Source organism: Arthrobacter sp. PsM3 (assembly GCF_030433895.1).
Lineage (GTDB): Bacteria > Actinomycetota > Actinomycetes > Actinomycetales > Micrococcaceae > Arthrobacter.
The window spans coordinates 43,150-58,602 of the sequence record NZ_JARUXE010000021.1; the positions used below are offsets into that span (position 1 = coordinate 43,150).

The following is a 15,453-nucleotide window of genomic DNA, read 5'->3' on the forward strand; positions in this document are numbered from 1 at the left end:
CTGCTGCTTCCTAGACGCTTTTGACGGCTAAACGTTCGTGGGTGCGGGCGCGTGCCCATTGTTCAGCATCCAGCACGGACTCCACTGTCAGCCCGGAGGATCCTGTGTGTTCGCTGAGGACTGCTTCGATGGTATCGACGATGTCGGTAAACCGGATCCGGCCGGCATGGAACGCCATTACGGCCTCCTCGTTTGCGGCATTGAACACAGCCGGGTAGGTGCTCCCCTGTCGGGCGGCATCCTTCGCCAGCCCGACGGCGGGGAACGCCGCCGTGTCCAGCGGCTCGAACGTCCAGCTGGTGGCCTGGGTCCAGTCGCACGGCTGGGACGCCTTCGCGACGCGGTCCGGCCAGCCGAGGCCCAGGGCGATGGGCAGGCGCATGTCCGGCGGTGAGGCCTGGGCGATCGTGGAGCCGTCGATGAACTGGACCATCGAGTGGACCACGGACTGCGGGTGGACCACGACGTCGATCTTCTCCAGCGGGATGTCGAAGAGCAGGTGCGCCTCGATCACTTCCAGGCCCTTGTTGACCAGGCTGGCGGAGTTGGTGGTGACCATGAGGCCCATGTCCCAGGTGGGGTGGGCCAGGGCGTCCTGCGGGGACACATGGTGCAGCTCGTCCCGGGTCATGCCGCGGAAGGGGCCGCCGGACGCCGTGAGGATCAGCCGGTCCACCTCGGCCGCGGTGCCGGAGCGCAGGCACTGGGCGATGGCGGAGTGTTCGGAGTCGACCGGGACGATCTGGCCTTCCCGGGCCGCAGCCTTGACCAGGGCGCCGCCGACAATCAGGGATTCCTTGTTGGCCAGGGCCAGGGTGGCGCCGGATTTGAGCGCGGCCAGGGTGGGTGCGAGCCCGATGGAGCCGGTGATGCCGTTGAGGACCACATCGGCCTCGATCTCCGCGATCCGGGTGGAGGCCTCGGGCCCGGTGATGATTTCGGGACGGTAGCCGGTGACGCCGGCCGCCCCGGCGGCGTCGTCGATCAGCGCCTGAAGGGTTTTCGCGTCGCCGGTCGCGGCGCCGATGGCCCGGGCCCGGGTGTGGACGGCCTGCCGGGCGAGGAGTTCGAGGTTGCCGCCGCCGGCGCTGAGCGCCACGACCTCGAAGAGATGCGGGGCGCCGTCGACGACGTCAATCGCCTGTGTGCCGATGGAACCGGTGGACCCGAGGAGGACGATCTTGCGCGGCTGCATGCTTCAAGTATCCCGCACCCTGTTCGGTGCTCGGGTTCCCCGCACGCTGCCCGTCCCGGCCATCCGGGGGCACATTGCGCCCGGACACGCCTTGGGATGGCCGGAAAGCCATTGTTGCCGCCTCAAAGCCGCCCCGGACGGACGCCGGACCGGCTACGGATGGGGCCACGCATTGACGCCACGAACCGCGGGCGTAACGTGGGGATCGTGGAGTGGACGGCCTGGTTTGACGCGCCGGAGTACGAGTTCGCCCGGCAGGTGCTGCAGCGCGGCGTCGCCACGGTCTACTTCGTGGCGTTCCTGTCCTCGCTGAACCAGTTTCCGGCCCTCCTCGGCGAGCGCGGGCTGTTGCCGGTGCCGGATTTCCTGGCGCGTTCCAGCCGCATGCGCAGGCCCACCCTGTTCAGCTGGCACTACTCTGACCGGCTGCTGCGGGCCGTCTGCTGGGGCGGGTTGGGGATTTCGGCGACCATCGTTGTCGGTCTGCCGCAGCTGGGCCCGCCGTGGGTTCCCCTGCTGGCGTTCCTGGCGCTGTGGCTGCTGTACATGTCGATCGTCAACGTGGGGCAGACGTTCTACGGCTTCGGCTGGGAGATGCTGCTGCTGGAGGCTGGCTTCATTGTGGCCTTCCTCGGCTCCGACCAGACTCCCCCGCCGCGGACCATCCTGATCCTGCTGGCGTGGCTGGTGTTCCGCCTGGAGTTCGGCGCCGGCATGATCAAGATCCGCGGCGGCCGGGAGTGGCGTGACCTGACAGCCCTGTACTACCACCACGAGACCCAACCGATGCCCGGGCCGCTCAGCCGGCAGGCGCATTTGCTGCCCAAGCTGTGGCACCGGATGGAGGTGCTGGGCAACCATTTCGCGCAGCTGGTGGTGCCGTTCTTCCTTTTCGCCCCGCAGCCGCTGGCCAGTGTGGCCGCGGGAATCATCATCTTCACGCAGCTGTGGCTGGTGGCGAGCGGGAACTTCGCCTGGCTCAACTGGATGGCCATCCTGCTCGCCTTCGCCGCAGTGAGCGATCCGGTGGCGCATGCGCTCATCCCGGCGATCCCGCTCGACTGGCACGCCGCGGCTCCCGCGGCGGCCGCGGGTGCCGCAGGAGCAGCGGCTGGTGCGGCAACCGGGAGCCAGGCGCCGGTCGCGTGGCTCGTGGTGGTCCTGCTAGCCACGGTGCTGCTGGTGGTGCTCAGCTACCGGCCAATCGAGAACCTGCTCTCCCACTACCAGCTGATGAACGCCGCCTTCAACCGCTGGCAGCTGGGGAACACCTACGGCGCGTTTGGCACGGTCACCAAGCAGCGGATCGAAATCGTGGTGGAAGGCACCCTCGCCGCGGAGCCCGACGATACTGCGGACTGGCGGGAATACGGCTTCCGCGGCAAGCCCGGTGAGGTCCGCCGGATTCCGCGCCAGTGGGCGCCCTACCACCTGCGCCTGGACTGGCTGATGTGGTTCCTGCCGCTGCGCACCGTGCACGAGCAGTGGTTTTACGCCTTCCTGGCCAAGCTGCTGGAGGCCGACCGCACCACCCTGCGCCTGTTGCGGCATGATCCGTTCGACGGCGCCCGGCCCCGCTGGGTGCGGGCCAGCAGCTACCTGTACCGTTTCGCCACCCGGGAGGAATTCCGTGCCACCGGCCAGCGCTGGATCCGGATGCTGCTGAACGAGTCCATTCCACCCCTGTCCCTGCCGCCTGGGGGCTGAGACTGCAGGCCCGGCGGCGTCGCACCTGGCCCCGGAACCCGCCGGGCGCCGCGCCGGCACCCCTGGCCCAGGAACCCGCCCGGCGCCGCGCCGGCACCCCTCTGACGCGAATGGCCGGAATGGAGTTTTCCTTCCGGCCATTCGCGTCCGGCGTCCGGCCTAGACGGACAGCTCCTCCTTCACGGGCGCGGCCTCCAGCGCGCTCTGGCGGCGGCGAAGCCACCAGGAGCCCACGAAGATCAGTGCCATTGAGGCGTACACAACCACCGCGAACGGCGAGGAGAACAGTGCCGTGGGATCGTTCTGCGACAGCTGCAGCGAGCGCCGCAGCTGCACTTCGAACATCGGCCCAAGGATCATCGCCACGACCATCGGCGCCACGGGATAGCCGTAGCGGCGCATGAAGTAGCCCAGGATTCCGACCACCAGCAGGATGCCGACGTCGGCCGCGGCAAAGTTCACCGAGAAGGCGCCCAGCGCCGCGAAGACGAGGATGCCTGAGTACAGGTACGGCCGCGGGATCTGCAGGATCTTCACCCACAGGCCGACCAGGGGCAGATTGAGCACCAGCAGCATCAGGTTGCCCACGTACAGCGACGCGATCAGGGTCCACACCAGCGCCCCCTGGTTCTCGAAGAGCAGGGGCCCGGGCTGGATCTGGTAGCGCTGGAACGCGGTGAGCATCATGGCCGCAGTCGCCGTCGTCGGAATTCCGAGCGTCAGCAGCGGGACCAGGACACCGGCCGCCGCGGCGTTGTTCGCCGCCTCCGGACCGGCCACGCCCTCGATGGCGCCCTTGCCGAACTGTGCTTTGTTCGGGCCCTTGGCCAGTTTCCGCTCCGCGGCGTAGGACAGGAACGTGGACACGTCCGCGCCGCCCGCCGGCACCGTGCCGATGGGGAATCCGATGAATGTGCCCCGCAGCCACGGCTTCCAGGACCGTTTCCAGTCCTCCTTGGACAGCCAGGCGTTCTTGCCCTTGCTGACCGGGATGACTTCGACCGGACCGTGCCGCAGCTTCGACGCCACGTACAGGGCCTCACCGAGGGCGAAGAGGCCGACGGCCACGAGCACCATGTCGATGCCGTCCACCAGTGTGGGGTTGTCGAAGGTGAAACGCTGTTGCGCGGTGCTGTCGTCGATGCCGATCATGCCGATGAACAGCCCCAGTGCCAGCGAGGCGAGGCCGCGCAGCACGGAGGCGCCCAGCAGTGCCCCGACGGTGAGGAACGCCACCACCATGAGGGCCACGTAGTCCACAGGTCCCAGTCCCACGGCCAGTTCCGCGACGACGGGAGCCAGGAACGTCAGCAGCACCGTCGCGATGGTGCCGGCGACGAACGAGCCGATTGCCGCCGTCGCGAGTGCGGCCGCGCCCCGGCCCGCTTTGGCCATCTTGTTGCCCTCGAGCGCGGTGACGATCGAGGACGACTCGCCCGGCGTGTTGAGCAGGATGGAGGTGGTGGAACCGCCGTACATGCCGCCGTAATAGATGCCGGCAAACACGATCAGGGCGGCCGCGGGATCCAGCGAATAGGTGATCGGCATCAGCAGCGCGACGGTCATCGCCGGACCGATGCCGGGCAGCACACCGACGGCGGTACCGACGAAAACCCCGCCCAGGGCGTACAGCAGATAGACCGGCTGCAGCGCCGTCGAGAAGCCTTCGAGGAGCATCGTGAAGCTATCCATGGAGGAACGGCACCCCCTCAAGCAGGGGACCCGGGGGCAGGGACACGCCCAGCAGCCCGCCGAAGACGTACTGCAGCACGAGCGCCAGCAGCACGGAAATGATGACCGCCTTCCAGAGCGGCCTGGCCTCGAGGGTCCACGCGGCTCCGCTAAAAAGCACAGCCGCGGCAACGGGCCAGCCGGCCGGCTCGATCAGGAAGATGTGCAGCACCACGAAGCCGACGAGTTTCGCCAGCGCAAGCCAGTCGGTCTTGGCCGTGACATCGAGGTCCTCGCTTTCCTCGGCATGGCCCACCTTGCCACGGAAGACCTGGGCGACGATGCCGGTGCCCACGAGGACCAGCATGCTGCACACGATGTAGGGGAAGGCCCGCGGGCCGATGCCGGTCTCCGACGGCGGGATCGGGATGGACCCCGCCGCCAGGAGGCCTGCCGCGCCCACGCTCACGAACACCAGGGCGAAGAGGATCTCCCCCGTGGGCCGCTTGGCGGGCGTGCTTACTTGGACGGACATTGTTACTTGACCAGGCCGATCTCAGTGAGCGTGGTCTTGACCTTGGCGATGTCCTCGGTCAGGAAGGTCTTGAAGCCGTCGCCGGAGAGGAAGGCGTCGTCCCAGTTGTTCTTGGCCAGGGTGGCCTTCCAGGCCTCGGAGTCGTGCAGCTTGGTGACGACGTCGGTCAGCTTCGCCTTCTGCGCGTCGTCGATGGAACCCGGCGCCACGACGCCGCGCCAGTTGGTGAGCACAACGTCGATTCCCTGGTCCTTGAGCGGCTTGACGCCGGGCAGCGCCGGAGCCTCGGACTTGCCGGAGACGGCGAGCGCCCGGACCTTGCCGGCTTTGACCTGTTCGGCGTACTCGCCCACACCGGATATGCCGGCCTGGACCTTGTTGCCGAGCAGTGCGGCGATCGATTCGCCGCCGCCGGAATAGCCGATGTAGTTCAGTTTGTCGGATTCGACGCCCTGGGATTTCAGGATCTGGCCGGCCAGGATGTGGTCCGCACCGCCTGCTGAACCGCCGGTGATCGCGACGCCCTTGCCGTTGGCCTTGATGTCATCCACGAGGTCCTGGACGGTCTGGTATTTGGACGACGCCGGGACCACCAGGACCAGCGGCTCTTCGGTCAGGCGCGCAATGGGGGTGGTGTCCTCCAGCCGGGTCTTGGCGGCATTGGTTTCCACAGCGCCCACCATGACGTAACCCATCACCATGAGCGTGTTGGCGTCCTTTTCGGTGGCCAGCTTGGCCAGTCCGTTGGTGCCGCCGCCGCCGCCGATGTTACTGACCTGGGCCGAGGTGACGAACTTGTTGGTTTGCAGGTCCTGCTGCATCGCACGGCCGGTCTGGTCCCAGCCGCCTCCCGGGTTGGCCGGAACAATAATGCTCAGCTTCTTGATCGGATCAGCAGCTGCGCTCTGGCCCGCCGCTGCGCCGCTTGCGCCGCCCGCACACGCCGACAAGGCGAGAACGACGCCGGCCGCCCCGGCTGCGAGGGCAGCCCTGCGGGTGTAGCTGGGTCGCGTGAAGTTGGAGGGGGAAGTCATGGTTGCTCCTTATATGAATGTGACGCACGTCATCGGAATCACTTCCCAGAGACTAGGAGCGGCCGGACACGGGGACCAGAATTTGGCCGTAGAGGTAGTAGTGGTCATATTGGTCACGGCCCCGGGCCCTGGTTTGGGCCGCGGGGCGGCAGGCGGGATGGGAAACTTGTGACATGGTTCACAGGATTCCCTTACGCTTCCAGCTGGTCGCGCTGCAGCTTGGCATTGTGCTGGCTGTGCTGACGGCGGTGGGGGCCGTGACCATCCGGATGCAGGAGCAGCAGCTCAGGGAGGCCTACAAGGGACGGCTGATCGGAGTGGCCGAGAGCGTGGCCCGGCTGCCGTCGGTGGTCAATGCCTTCGGGACACCGCAACCGGCCCAGACCATCCAGCCCATCGCCGAAGTCATCCGGCAGGCCTCCAATGTCACCTACGTCGTGGTGACGGACCGCCACGGGGTCCGCCAGTCCCACCCGAACCCGGCGGAAATCGGCCGGCCAGTCTCCACCGATCCCTCGGTGCCGCTTTCCGGTGAAATTTACGTCGGAACCCAGACAGGGACCCTGGGCGAATCCTGGCGGGTCAAGGTTCCCATCTTCGACGGCGCCGGCACCGTGATCGGCTCGGCCTCCGTGGGCGTGCTGGAAAGCACCCTGGCCCAGGACCTCTACGAGGACTTGCCGCAGCTGTTCGGCTGGCTCCTCGGGGCAGCAGTACTGGGATCACTGGGGGCGATGTACATCTCGAAGCTCGTCTGGCGGCGGATCTACAAGCTGGAACCGGAGGATATCGCGGCCCTGCTCGAGACCCGCGACGCGATGCTGCACGGCCTCGGCGAGGGGCTCGTCGCCGTCGACGCCGAGGGGAAGGTGGCCCTCGTCAACGACGAAGCCCGCCGGCTGCTGGGCGTGGACGAGGGGATCACCGGAAAGCCTGCCAGCGAATGCCTGGAACCCGGGATCCGACGCATGCTCGCCGCCGGTACCGCCACAGAGGAGCTGGTGCTGTCCGGGGAACGGATCCTGCTGGGCAAGGTCAACGCCGCGACGGTGGACGGCCGGGAGGTGGGCAAGGTCCTCATCCTTCGCGACCGTACCGAGCTCCACACGATCCTCCGCGACCGGGACGGCGCCTTGGACGTGACGCAGGCACTGCGGGCCCAGGCCCACGAATTCGCGAACAAGCTGCACGTGATTTCAGGTCTCTTGGAGCTGGGTGAGCAGGGCAAGGCCGTGGAGTACCTGGGCCGAAGCCACACTGACGCCGCCTTTGTGAACCGCCCGCTGGCCGCTGGAATCACCGACCACGACGTCCGGGCGCTGCTGATTGCCAAGTCAACGGTCTGTGCCGAGCGCGGCGTGGAGATCCTGGTGAGCCCGGACTCAGCGTGCACCCCGGATGGCACCGGAGACGTCATCACCGTCCTCGGGAACCTGATCGACAACGCGGTGGACGCCGCCGGCTATGACAGCACCGTCGCCGTGCGGCTTGATGAGGCTCCCGACGGCGAGCGCACCATCACGGTCGAGGACGACGGGGCTGGTGTCCCTGAGCAGCAACGGGCCGCCGTGTTCGAACCCGGCGTCACCACGAAGCAGGCCAAGGGGATCAATAGCCGCGGCTTCGGGCTGGCGCTGGTCCAGCGCGTGGCCCGCCGCCGGGGCGGCGGGGCGTCAGTCTCACCCTCCGCGCTGGGCGGCGCCTGCTTCACCGTAGTTCTGAAGACAAAAGAGGCGGAACTTCAAAAACTATGAACCCCATACGCACCCTCATCATTGACGATGACGTGGCAGTGGCCGGGATCCACCACGGGTTCCTGCTGGCCCGCGGCGGCTTCGACGTCGTCAGCCTGGCCCACACCGGGCAGCAGGGCCTCGATCTGGCGGCGGAGCTGCGGCCGGAACTGGTCCTGCTGGACATCCACCTTCCGGACATGTCCGGCCTGGACGTGCTCCGGAAGCTCCGCGGCCGCCAGCAGGCCCTTGACGTCCTGGTCATCACGGCGTCGAGGGAGCTGGACACGGTCCGCGGCGCGATGGCAGGCGGAGTGCTGCATTACCTGGTCAAGCCCTTTACGTCCCAGGCCCTGAACGAACGGCTGGACGAGTACCTGTTGCTTCGCCGCGAACTCGCCGCGGGCGGGGCGGCCGGAGCGCTGGACCAGGACAGCATTGACCGTCTCGTGGCGCCGTCCCGCCGGGCCGCAGTTGCCGATCCCGCGGCTGGGTCTCTGGCGGGGCCACCGGCCAGGCTGCCGAAAGGGCTGTCCCGGCCCACGCTGGATGCCGTCATCGAAGCGCTCAAGTCAAGCCCTGAAGACGTCTCGGCGGCCGGAATGGCGCTTCAGCTCGGACTCTCGCGGGTCAGCGCCCGGCGCTACCTCGAGTATCTGGTCATCCACGGCTTCGCCAGGCTCACGCCCCGCTACGGTGCCGCAGGCCGGCCGGAGAACCGGTATCTGTGGAAGCGTTGAGCATGTCCAATTTTTCAGGGGCGCACGGAGCATGCCCATTCGTCGCGGGCGAGCGCCGGGAGGGTCGCTCGCCTTGAGGCACCCATCTGACGCAAACGGCCGCTACGGGACCCGCCAAAGCGGCCATTCGTAACGAATCGGCGCAGTTCATCCCTTCAGGACGTCCCCATCCGAGGTTAGGGAGCACCCATCTGACGCCAATGGCCGCTACCGCGCACCCATCTGACGCCAACGGCCGCTATGGGACCCGCCAAAGCGGCCATTCGTGACGGACCGACGTGTTCCAGACCTGCAGAGGTTAGTGCCCCGCGCGGCGCAGCGTGGATTCGGCGTGCTTGAGGATGGGCCCGTCGATCATTTTGCCCTGGTACTGGAAGACGCCCGACCCGGCAGCAGCGGCGGCGGCCAGGAGCTCCCTGGCCGCGGCGACGTCCGAATCGGCAGGCGCATACGCCCCACGGACCACAGCCACCTGGTTCGGGTGGATGCAGGCCTTGGAGCCAAAACCTGAGGCGACGGCGTCGCGCGACTCAGCGGCCAGCCCGTCCAGGTCCGGGATGTTGACGTAGACCGAGTCGATGGCTTCCTTGCCGAAGGCTCCGGCCGCGAGCAGCACCGTGGAGCGCGCGTGCAGCGCCACCGCACGGTAGGCGCCGTCGTCGGTCCTGCTGGAGGTGCCGCCGAGGGAGGCCAGCAGGTCCTCGGCGCCCCACATCAGCCCGACCACGTTGGGTTCGGCCGCGATCTCGGCGGCGTTCACGATCCCCAACGCCGTTTCGCAAAGCGCGATCACACTGTAGCCCTCAAGCTCCCGGAGCTGGGCGGCGCTTTCCGCCTTGGCCAGCATGACGTGCCGGTACGGGGTGTGCTTGAGGCAATGCAGGTCCTTTTCGTGCTCCTCCGTGCCGGCCGGGTTGATCCGGACAATGGTGCGGCTCGGGTCGAGTTCGGGGACGTCGCCGGTGGCGCCGAGCTGGGCGAGGATCGCACCGCGGGCGCGTTGCTTGTCCGCCGGCGCGACGGCGTCCTCGAGGTCCACGATCACGGCGTCGGAGCGCTCGGCCGCCTTCTGGTAGCGCTCGGGGCGGTCGGCGGGGCAAAACAGCAGGGCAGGGCCCATCAGGAAGCTCATGTCTCTATTCTGTCCTTTTGCGTCCGTTCGTGCCGGACAGTTCTTGACCGCTGCGCAGAGTTTTCCTGCTGCGCGGCGGTGTGTGCTTCCCGTGTCCACATCAGGCAGCTGCGGGTGGCGAGGGCGACCACCTCGCCGTTTTGGTTTCGGCCGGTGTGTTTCATGGTCACAATCCCCTGCCCGGGCCGGGAGGAGGACAGCCGCTTCCCGGTCACGACTGTCTCCGTGTACAAGGTGTCGCCGTGGTACATCGGGTGCGGGAAGGACACCTCCGTGAGCCCCAGCTGCGCGATGATGGTGCCCTGGGTCAACTGGGGAACGGACTGCCCCACCACGGTGGCCAGGGTGAACATGGAGTTCACCAGGCGCTGGCCGAACGGCTGCTCAGCACTCCAGGCGGCATCAAGGTGCAGCGCCTGGGTGTTCATGGTCATGGTGGTGAAGAGGACGTTGTCAGCCTCGGTGACGGTCCGGCCGGGCCGGTGCGCGTACACCACGTCCTCCTCGAGCTCGTCGAAGTACATTCCGCGCTGTTCGATGACGCGGGGTCCGCCGACAGGGGGTTCGGTCACATGCTGGGGGTTCGCCGTCATACTGTCAGTTCCTGGTCTTCCTCGAAGAGTTCGACGCCGGTGGCCGCGGCCACGTCCTCCACCGTCACGTTGGGGGCGAGCTCCCGCAGGACCAGCCGGGAGGTGCCGTCGTCGGTCACGACGTCGATGACCGCGAGGTCAGTGATGATGCGGTCCACGCACGCCTTGCCGGTCAGGGGCAGTGTGCACTGCTGCACGATCTTGGGCCGGCCGTTCCGGTCCACGTGCTCCATCATCACGATCACCTTTTTCGCGCCGAACACCAGGTCCATGGCGCCGCCCATGCCTTTGACCATTTTGCCCGGGATCATCCAGTTGGCCAGGTCACCGTTCTGGGCCACTTCCATGGCGCCGAGCACAGCCACATCCACATGCCCGCCGCGGATCATGCCAAAGGACGTGGCGGAGTCGAAGAACGCTGCGCCCTTGTTGACCGTCACGGTCTCCTTGCCGGCGTTGATCAGGTCCGGATCGACGTCGTCCTCCCCCGGGTACGGCCCGACGCCGAGGATGCCGTTCTCGGAATGCAGCACCACCTCGACGCCGGCGGGGATGTAGTTCGGGATCAGGGTAGGCATTCCGATGCCGAGGTTGACGTACTGTCCGTTGCGCAGTTCCTGCGCCACCCGGGCGGCCAGTTCGTTCCGCGTCCAGCCCTTGCTCTCCACTCCGGCAGGGTGCTCGACGGCGGCCGGCCGGTATTCGTGGCGGACCGCTTCGGGGCGGGGCGGGGCACCCTGCAGGCTGTTGGATTCCATGTCCTAGGCTCCTGACTGGTCTGTTGCAGTGGTGGAGGTTGCTGTGGCGGGGGCTGCAGTGCCGGCGGCGGGCACGGCGGCCAGTGCCACCGTCCGCTTCTCGATCCGTTTCTCGACGCCGGGCGCGAGCACCACACGCTGGACGAAGATGCCGGGAATGTGGACGTGTTCGGGGTCCAGTTCCCCCGGCTCCACGAGTTCCTCGACCTCGGCGATGGTGATCTTCCCGGCCATGGCGCAGAGCGGGTTGAAGTTCATCGCGGTGGCGTGGAAGACGAGGTTGCCGTGGCGGTCGCCCTTCCAGGCGTGCACGAGCCCGAAGTCGGGGGTCAGCGACTCCTCGAGGACGTAGTCGGCGCCGTTGAAGCTGCGCACCTCCTTCGCCGCAGAGGCGATCGCGACGTTGCCGCCGGCGTCGTACTTCTGCGGCAGGCCGCCGTCGGACACCTGGGTGCCGACGCCGGCCGGGGTGTAGAAGGCGGGGATGCCGGCCCCGCCCGCGCGCAGTTTCTCGGCCAGCGTGCCTTGCGGGGTGAGCACCACCTCGAGTTCACCGGCGAGGTACTGCCGCGCAAATTCCTTGTTCTCCCCCACGTAGGAGCTGATGGTGCGCCGGATCCGGCCGTCCTTCAGCAGGATCCCGAGCCCCCAGTCGTCGACTCCGCAGTTGTTGCTCACGGTCTCCAGGTTTGTGGCGCCGCTCTGGTGCAGGGCATCGATCAGGGCCACCGGAATGCCGCAGAGCCCGAACCCGCCGACGGCGAGGGAGGCGCCGTCGTGGATGTCCGCGACGGCTTCGGCGGCGCCGGCAACAACTTTGTTAATCATCGTTGATCCTTCTCTCGACGGTTGCGGCCAGCGGGCCGGTCAGAGCCCCAGTTCGCGGGCGATCAGCATCAGCTGGACCTCCGTGGTGCCCTCGCCGACTTCAAGGATCTTGGAGTCGCGGTAGTGGCGTGCCACGGTGAATTCGTTGATGAAGCCATAGCCGCCGAACACCTGGGTGGCGTCCCGCGCGTTGTCCATGGCTGCCTCGCCTGCGACCATCTTAGCGATGGCCGCCTGCGTCTTGAACGGCTTGCCGGCGAGCATCCTGGCGGCCGCATCGTAGTAGGCCAGACGGGCGGTGTGGGCGCGTGCTTCCATCCGGGCGATCTTGAACGCGATGGCCTGGTACTTGCCGATGTTCTGCCCGAATGCGCTGCGTTCCTTGGCGTATTTCACCGACTGGTCCACGCAGCCCTGGGCGGCGCCGACGGCCAGGGCCGCGATCGCGATCCGGCCCTCATCGAGGATGGAGAGGAAGTTGGCATAGCCGCGCCCCTCGGTGCCGAGCAGGTTTTCCTCGGGGACGTGGACGTTGTTGAGCGTCAGCGGGTGGGTGTCCGAGGCGTTCCAGCCGACCTTGTTGTAGGCCTTTTCGGCTTTGAAGCCGGGGGTGTCGGTGGGCACCAGGATGGTGGAGATTTCCTTCTTGATGCTGCCGTCCGGGCGTTCCTGCTGGCCGGTCACCGCGGTGACGGTGACCAGGCGGGTGATGTCCGTGCCGGAGTTGGTGATGAATTCCTTGTTGCCGTTGATGACCCATTCCCCGCCGCCGCGCTTCGCGGTGGTCTTGGTGCCCCCGGCGTCGGAGCCGGCTTCCGGCTCGGTCAGGCCGAAGCCGGCGAGCGCCTTGCCGGAGGCCAGCAGCGGAAGCCACTCCTCCTTCTGGGCAGCGGTGCCGAAACGGTGGATCGGCATGGCGCCGAGGGAGACGCCGGCTTCCAGGGTGATCGCGACGGACTGGTCCACGCGGCCGAGCTGTTCCAGCGCCAGGGCGAGGGCGAAGTAGTCGCCGCCCATGCCTCCGAATTCCTCCGGGAAAGGCAGGCCGAAGAGGCCCATGTCCGCCATCTGCGAGACGATCTCGTAGGGGAAGCTGTGCTCCTCGTCGTGCTTGGCGGAGACGGGGGCCACCACCTGGTCGGCGAATTCGCGGACGGTGTCGCTGAGGTCCTGGTAATCCTCGCTGAGTTCAAAATCTGGCATGGGGACTCCTTTGTCGGTACTGCTGTCTGGGCTGTTGTCGGTACTGCTGTGTCTAAGAACTGGTTGTGGTCTGTCGTGCTGAAGCTGGGGTGGCTAGTCCGCCGCGCCCATGGCGATGACGGCTTCTTCGATGGTGTCCTCGGCTTTCGAGGGCGCGGGCGGGTGGATGGTCGCAACGACCTGTTCGGCCTTGACGAGGTCTCCGGACGCGATGCTGATGTGCACGGTCCCGTATAGCGGCGCCACGAGCTGGTGTTCCATCTTCATGGCCTCCACGGAGAGCAGCACCTGCCCGGCCTTCACCGTGTCCCCGTTGCTGACGGAAACTGACACCACGGTGCCGGGCATGGGCGAGCGCACGGCCGGGTCCGCGGCGCCCTCCTCGCGTTCGATGGCGGCCAGCACCCGGGCCAGCTTCGCTTCACGGTCGAGGGGATCGAGCCGGCAGGACCAGCCCCCGTTGCCGACATGGACGTACTGCGGGTTCCCCTCCGGCGGATAGTCCTCCCAGACGGCGCCCTGCGCGAACCGCTGTTCCTGGCCGTCGATCTCCAGGAACACGTTGTCGGGGCCAAGCCCGATCACCTCGACCAGATGCTCCGGACCACCGTTGACCCTGACACGGGCGTGCCCGAGATCCACGTTGCTCAGCCAGGTGACGGCCACGGTGGCGATCCCGCCGCCGGGGATGCCGAAGCTCATCGTCCACGGCGCAGGTGCCCCCAGCCGCCAGCCCCGGGTGGTGTTCCACGGCGGTCCCACTGTGGTTGGCTCCTCCGCCAGGACCCAGAACGGCATGGCCGCGGCGATGAGTTCGGCATCCCCGGCACGGCGGAAGGAGAAGTCAGGCATCTTCCGCTCGATCAGGCCGGTGTCGAGCCGGCCGGCGCGGACGTCGGCGTCGTTGATCAGCAGGCGCAGGTATTCGACGTTGGTGTCAATCCCCAGCGCCGTGTAACGGGACAGGGCGGTATCGAGCTTGTCGAGGGCGGCCGTGCGGTCCTGGCCCCAGGCGATGACCTTGGCGACCATGGGGTCGTAGTCACTGGAGATTTCCAGGCCCTTCAGGAGCGAGGAGTCGATCCGGATGTCCGGATCGGCGGAGGCCGGAGTGAAGGAGTCCAGGTCGTCCAGTGCGGTGAAGATCTCGCCCCGCTCGTCCAGGAGCAGCACCTCGCCGCCCGAGGGCAGGAAGTTCTTCTCCGGGATTTCGGCGTAGACCCGCGCTTCCACCGAGTGCCCGGTGAGCACGACGTCGTCCTGGCGGACGGTGAGTTCCTCGCCGGCGGCGATCCGCACCTGCCATTCGACGAGGTCGACGCCGGTGACCATCTCGGTGACCGGGTGCTCGACCTGCAGGCGTGTATTCATCTCCATGAAGAAGAACTCGTCCGGGGCGTTGTCGGAGACGAGGAACTCCACGGTTCCGGCGCCGCTGTAGTTGACGCTTCGGGCGGCGTTGCAGGCGGCCTCGCCGATCCGGGCGCGGGTGACGCCGCCGTCGTTGAGGGCCTCCAGCAGCGGGGAGGGTGCTTCCTCGATGACCTTCTGGTGTCGGCGCTGCAGGGAGCATTCGCGTTCGCCAAGGTGGATGACGTTGCCGTGGTTGTCCGCGAGGACCTGGACCTCGATGTGCCGCGGCGTCAGGACGAGGCGCTCCAGAAACAGGGTGTCGTCGCCGAAGGCACTGGCCGCGACCCGGCGGGCGGTGGCCAGGGTGGCCTCGAGGTCCTCGGGGCGTTCGACGACGTGCATCCCTTTGCCGCCGCCGCCGGCGGAGGGCTTGATCAGCAGCGGGAAGCCGACACCGGCCGCGGCCCCGATCAGCTGCGCATCCGTCATGCCCGGTTCGGCGATGCCCGGAACAACCGGCACGCCGTAGCCGGTGACGTGGTTCTTGGAGCGGATCTTGTCGCCCATAACGTTGAGGGATTCGACGCCGGGGCCGATGAACGTGATCCCGGCCTTCTCCAGGGCCCGGGCGAAGTCGACGTTCTCGCTCAGGAAGCCGTAGCCCGGGTGCACGGCCTCGGCGCCGGTGTCGCGGCAGGCCTGGATGATGGCCTCGATCTTGAGGTAGCTCTCGGTCGCGGCGGCCGGACCGATCCGCACGGCGAGGTCGGCCTCGCGGACGTGCCGGGCGTCGGCGTCGGCGTCGGAGTAGACGGCGACCGAGCGGATACCGAGGGCACGCAGGGTGCGGATCACGCGGCAGGCGATCTCGCCGCGGTTGGCGACGAGCACGGTGCCGAAGAGGGGCTTGGTGCCCTGCGGCTGCTGCTGGGGAGTGGAGGTTGTAGTCGGCGAAGAAGTAGTCATTGCTG

13 protein-coding genes are annotated in these 15,453 nt (G+C 67.7%); 3 read left to right on the forward strand and 10 right to left on the reverse strand.

Going from position 1 to position 15,453, the window contains the following annotated elements; translation table 11 throughout:
• Nucleotides 1–10 precede the first annotated feature (10 nt).
• A complete protein-coding gene (gene dxr / locus QCD75_RS12505; protein ID WP_301229034.1) occupies nucleotides 11–1,195 on the reverse strand; it encodes a 1-deoxy-D-xylulose-5-phosphate reductoisomerase in 1,185 nt (394 codons plus the stop codon).
• 207 nt (nucleotides 1,196–1,402) lie between these two features.
• Between dxr and QCD75_RS12510 the strand changes: the two genes are divergently transcribed.
• Entirely contained in the window at nucleotides 1,403–2,902 is a 1,500-nt protein-coding gene (locus QCD75_RS12510) for a lipase maturation factor family protein (protein WP_301229109.1), read from the forward strand.
• Nucleotides 2,903–3,061: 159 nt separating this feature from the next.
• Here the strand turns inward: QCD75_RS12510 and QCD75_RS12515 are convergent, their stop codons facing one another.
• Genes QCD75_RS12515 through QCD75_RS12525 form a run of 3 tightly spaced genes read right to left on the reverse strand, consistent with a single transcriptional unit; the run spans nucleotide 3,062 to nucleotide 6,142 of the window.
• Nucleotides 3,062–4,594, reverse strand: coding sequence for a tripartite tricarboxylate transporter permease (locus QCD75_RS12515; protein ID WP_301229036.1), 1,533 nt, complete (start codon nucleotides 4,592–4,594; stop codon nucleotides 3,062–3,064).
• Nucleotides 4,587–5,108 carry a tripartite tricarboxylate transporter TctB family protein gene (locus QCD75_RS12520; RefSeq protein WP_301229038.1) on the reverse strand — a complete coding sequence of 174 codons (522 nt, stop codon included), beginning with the start codon at nucleotides 5,106–5,108 and terminating at the stop codon, nucleotides 4,587–4,589. The genes QCD75_RS12515 and QCD75_RS12520 overlap by 8 nt, the downstream gene beginning before the upstream one ends.
• A gap of 2 nt (nucleotides 5,109–5,110) precedes the next feature.
• A complete protein-coding gene (locus QCD75_RS12525; protein WP_301229040.1) occupies nucleotides 5,111–6,142 on the reverse strand; it encodes a Bug family tripartite tricarboxylate transporter substrate binding protein in 1,032 nt (343 codons plus the stop codon).
• Between the two features lie 173 nt (nucleotides 6,143–6,315).
• Between QCD75_RS12525 and QCD75_RS12530 the strand changes: the two genes are divergently transcribed.
• A complete protein-coding gene (locus tag QCD75_RS12530; protein WP_301229042.1) occupies nucleotides 6,316–7,896 on the forward strand; it encodes an ATP-binding protein in 1,581 nt (526 codons plus the stop codon).
• Nucleotides 7,893–8,615 (forward strand): response regulator, encoded by a 723-nt coding sequence (locus tag QCD75_RS12535; RefSeq protein ID WP_301229044.1) that lies wholly within the window; start codon nucleotides 7,893–7,895, stop codon nucleotides 8,613–8,615. The genes QCD75_RS12530 and QCD75_RS12535 overlap by 4 nt, the downstream gene beginning before the upstream one ends.
• 298 nt (nucleotides 8,616–8,913) lie before the next feature.
• Here QCD75_RS12535 and QCD75_RS12540 read toward each other — a convergent pair whose 3' ends face one another.
• The 6 genes from QCD75_RS12540 to QCD75_RS12565 form a co-directional block, all read right to left on the reverse strand.
• Complete coding sequence (locus QCD75_RS12540; protein WP_301229046.1) at nucleotides 8,914–9,747, reverse strand: HpcH/HpaI aldolase/citrate lyase family protein; 834 nt, start codon at nucleotides 9,745–9,747, stop codon at nucleotides 8,914–8,916.
• Nucleotides 9,744–10,340, reverse strand: coding sequence for a MaoC family dehydratase (locus tag QCD75_RS12545; RefSeq protein WP_301229048.1), 597 nt, complete (start codon nucleotides 10,338–10,340; stop codon nucleotides 9,744–9,746). Before QCD75_RS12545 ends, QCD75_RS12540 begins: the two co-directional genes overlap by 4 nt.
• Nucleotides 10,337–11,098, reverse strand: coding sequence for a CoA transferase subunit B (locus tag QCD75_RS12550; protein WP_301229050.1), 762 nt, complete (start codon nucleotides 11,096–11,098; stop codon nucleotides 10,337–10,339). Before QCD75_RS12550 ends, QCD75_RS12545 begins: the two co-directional genes overlap by 4 nt.
• Nucleotides 11,099–11,101: 3 nt before the next feature.
• Nucleotides 11,102–11,926, reverse strand: coding sequence for a CoA transferase subunit A (locus QCD75_RS12555; protein ID WP_301229052.1), 825 nt, complete (start codon nucleotides 11,924–11,926; stop codon nucleotides 11,102–11,104).
• Between the two features lie 39 nt (nucleotides 11,927–11,965).
• Nucleotides 11,966–13,129, reverse strand: coding sequence for an acyl-CoA dehydrogenase family protein (locus tag QCD75_RS12560; RefSeq protein WP_226760642.1), 1,164 nt, complete (start codon nucleotides 13,127–13,129; stop codon nucleotides 11,966–11,968).
• Between the two features lie 93 nt (nucleotides 13,130–13,222).
• Nucleotides 13,223–15,448 (reverse strand): acetyl/propionyl/methylcrotonyl-CoA carboxylase subunit alpha, encoded by a 2,226-nt coding sequence (locus tag QCD75_RS12565; RefSeq protein ID WP_301229055.1) that lies wholly within the window; start codon nucleotides 15,446–15,448, stop codon nucleotides 13,223–13,225.
• Between the last annotated feature and the right edge of the window lie 5 nt (nucleotides 15,449–15,453).

Bases quoted from the DNA above. Each gene is read 5' to 3' on its own strand.
- dxr (WP_301229034.1), bottom strand. From the start codon at position 1,195: ATGCAGCCGCGCAAGATCGTCCTCCTCGGGTCCACCGGTTCCATCGGC.
- QCD75_RS12515 (WP_301229036.1), bottom strand. From the start codon at position 4,594: ATGGATAGCTTCACGATGCTCCTCGAAGGCTTCTCGACGGCGCTGCAG.
- QCD75_RS12520 (WP_301229038.1), bottom strand. From the start codon at position 5,108: ATGTCCGTCCAAGTAAGCACGCCCGCCAAGCGGCCCACGGGGGAGATC.
- QCD75_RS12525 (WP_301229040.1), bottom strand. From the start codon at position 6,142: ATGACTTCCCCCTCCAACTTCACGCGACCCAGCTACACCCGCAGGGCT.
- QCD75_RS12530 (WP_301229042.1), top strand. From the start codon at position 6,316: ATGGTTCACAGGATTCCCTTACGCTTCCAGCTGGTCGCGCTGCAGCTT.
- QCD75_RS12535 (WP_301229044.1), top strand. From the start codon at position 7,893: ATGAACCCCATACGCACCCTCATCATTGACGATGACGTGGCAGTGGCC.
- QCD75_RS12540 (WP_301229046.1), bottom strand. From the start codon at position 9,747: ATGAGCTTCCTGATGGGCCCTGCCCTGCTGTTTTGCCCCGCCGACCGC.
- QCD75_RS12545 (WP_301229048.1), bottom strand. From the start codon at position 10,340: ATGACGGCGAACCCCCAGCATGTGACCGAACCCCCTGTCGGCGGACCC.
- QCD75_RS12550 (WP_301229050.1), bottom strand. From the start codon at position 11,098: ATGGAATCCAACAGCCTGCAGGGTGCCCCGCCCCGCCCCGAAGCGGTC.
- QCD75_RS12555 (WP_301229052.1), bottom strand. From the start codon at position 11,926: ATGATTAACAAAGTTGTTGCCGGCGCCGCCGAAGCCGTCGCGGACATC.
- QCD75_RS12560 (WP_226760642.1), bottom strand. From the start codon at position 13,129: ATGCCAGATTTTGAACTCAGCGAGGATTACCAGGACCTCAGCGACACC.
- QCD75_RS12565 (WP_301229055.1), bottom strand. From the start codon at position 15,448: ATGACTACTTCTTCGCCGACTACAACCTCCACTCCCCAGCAGCAGCCG.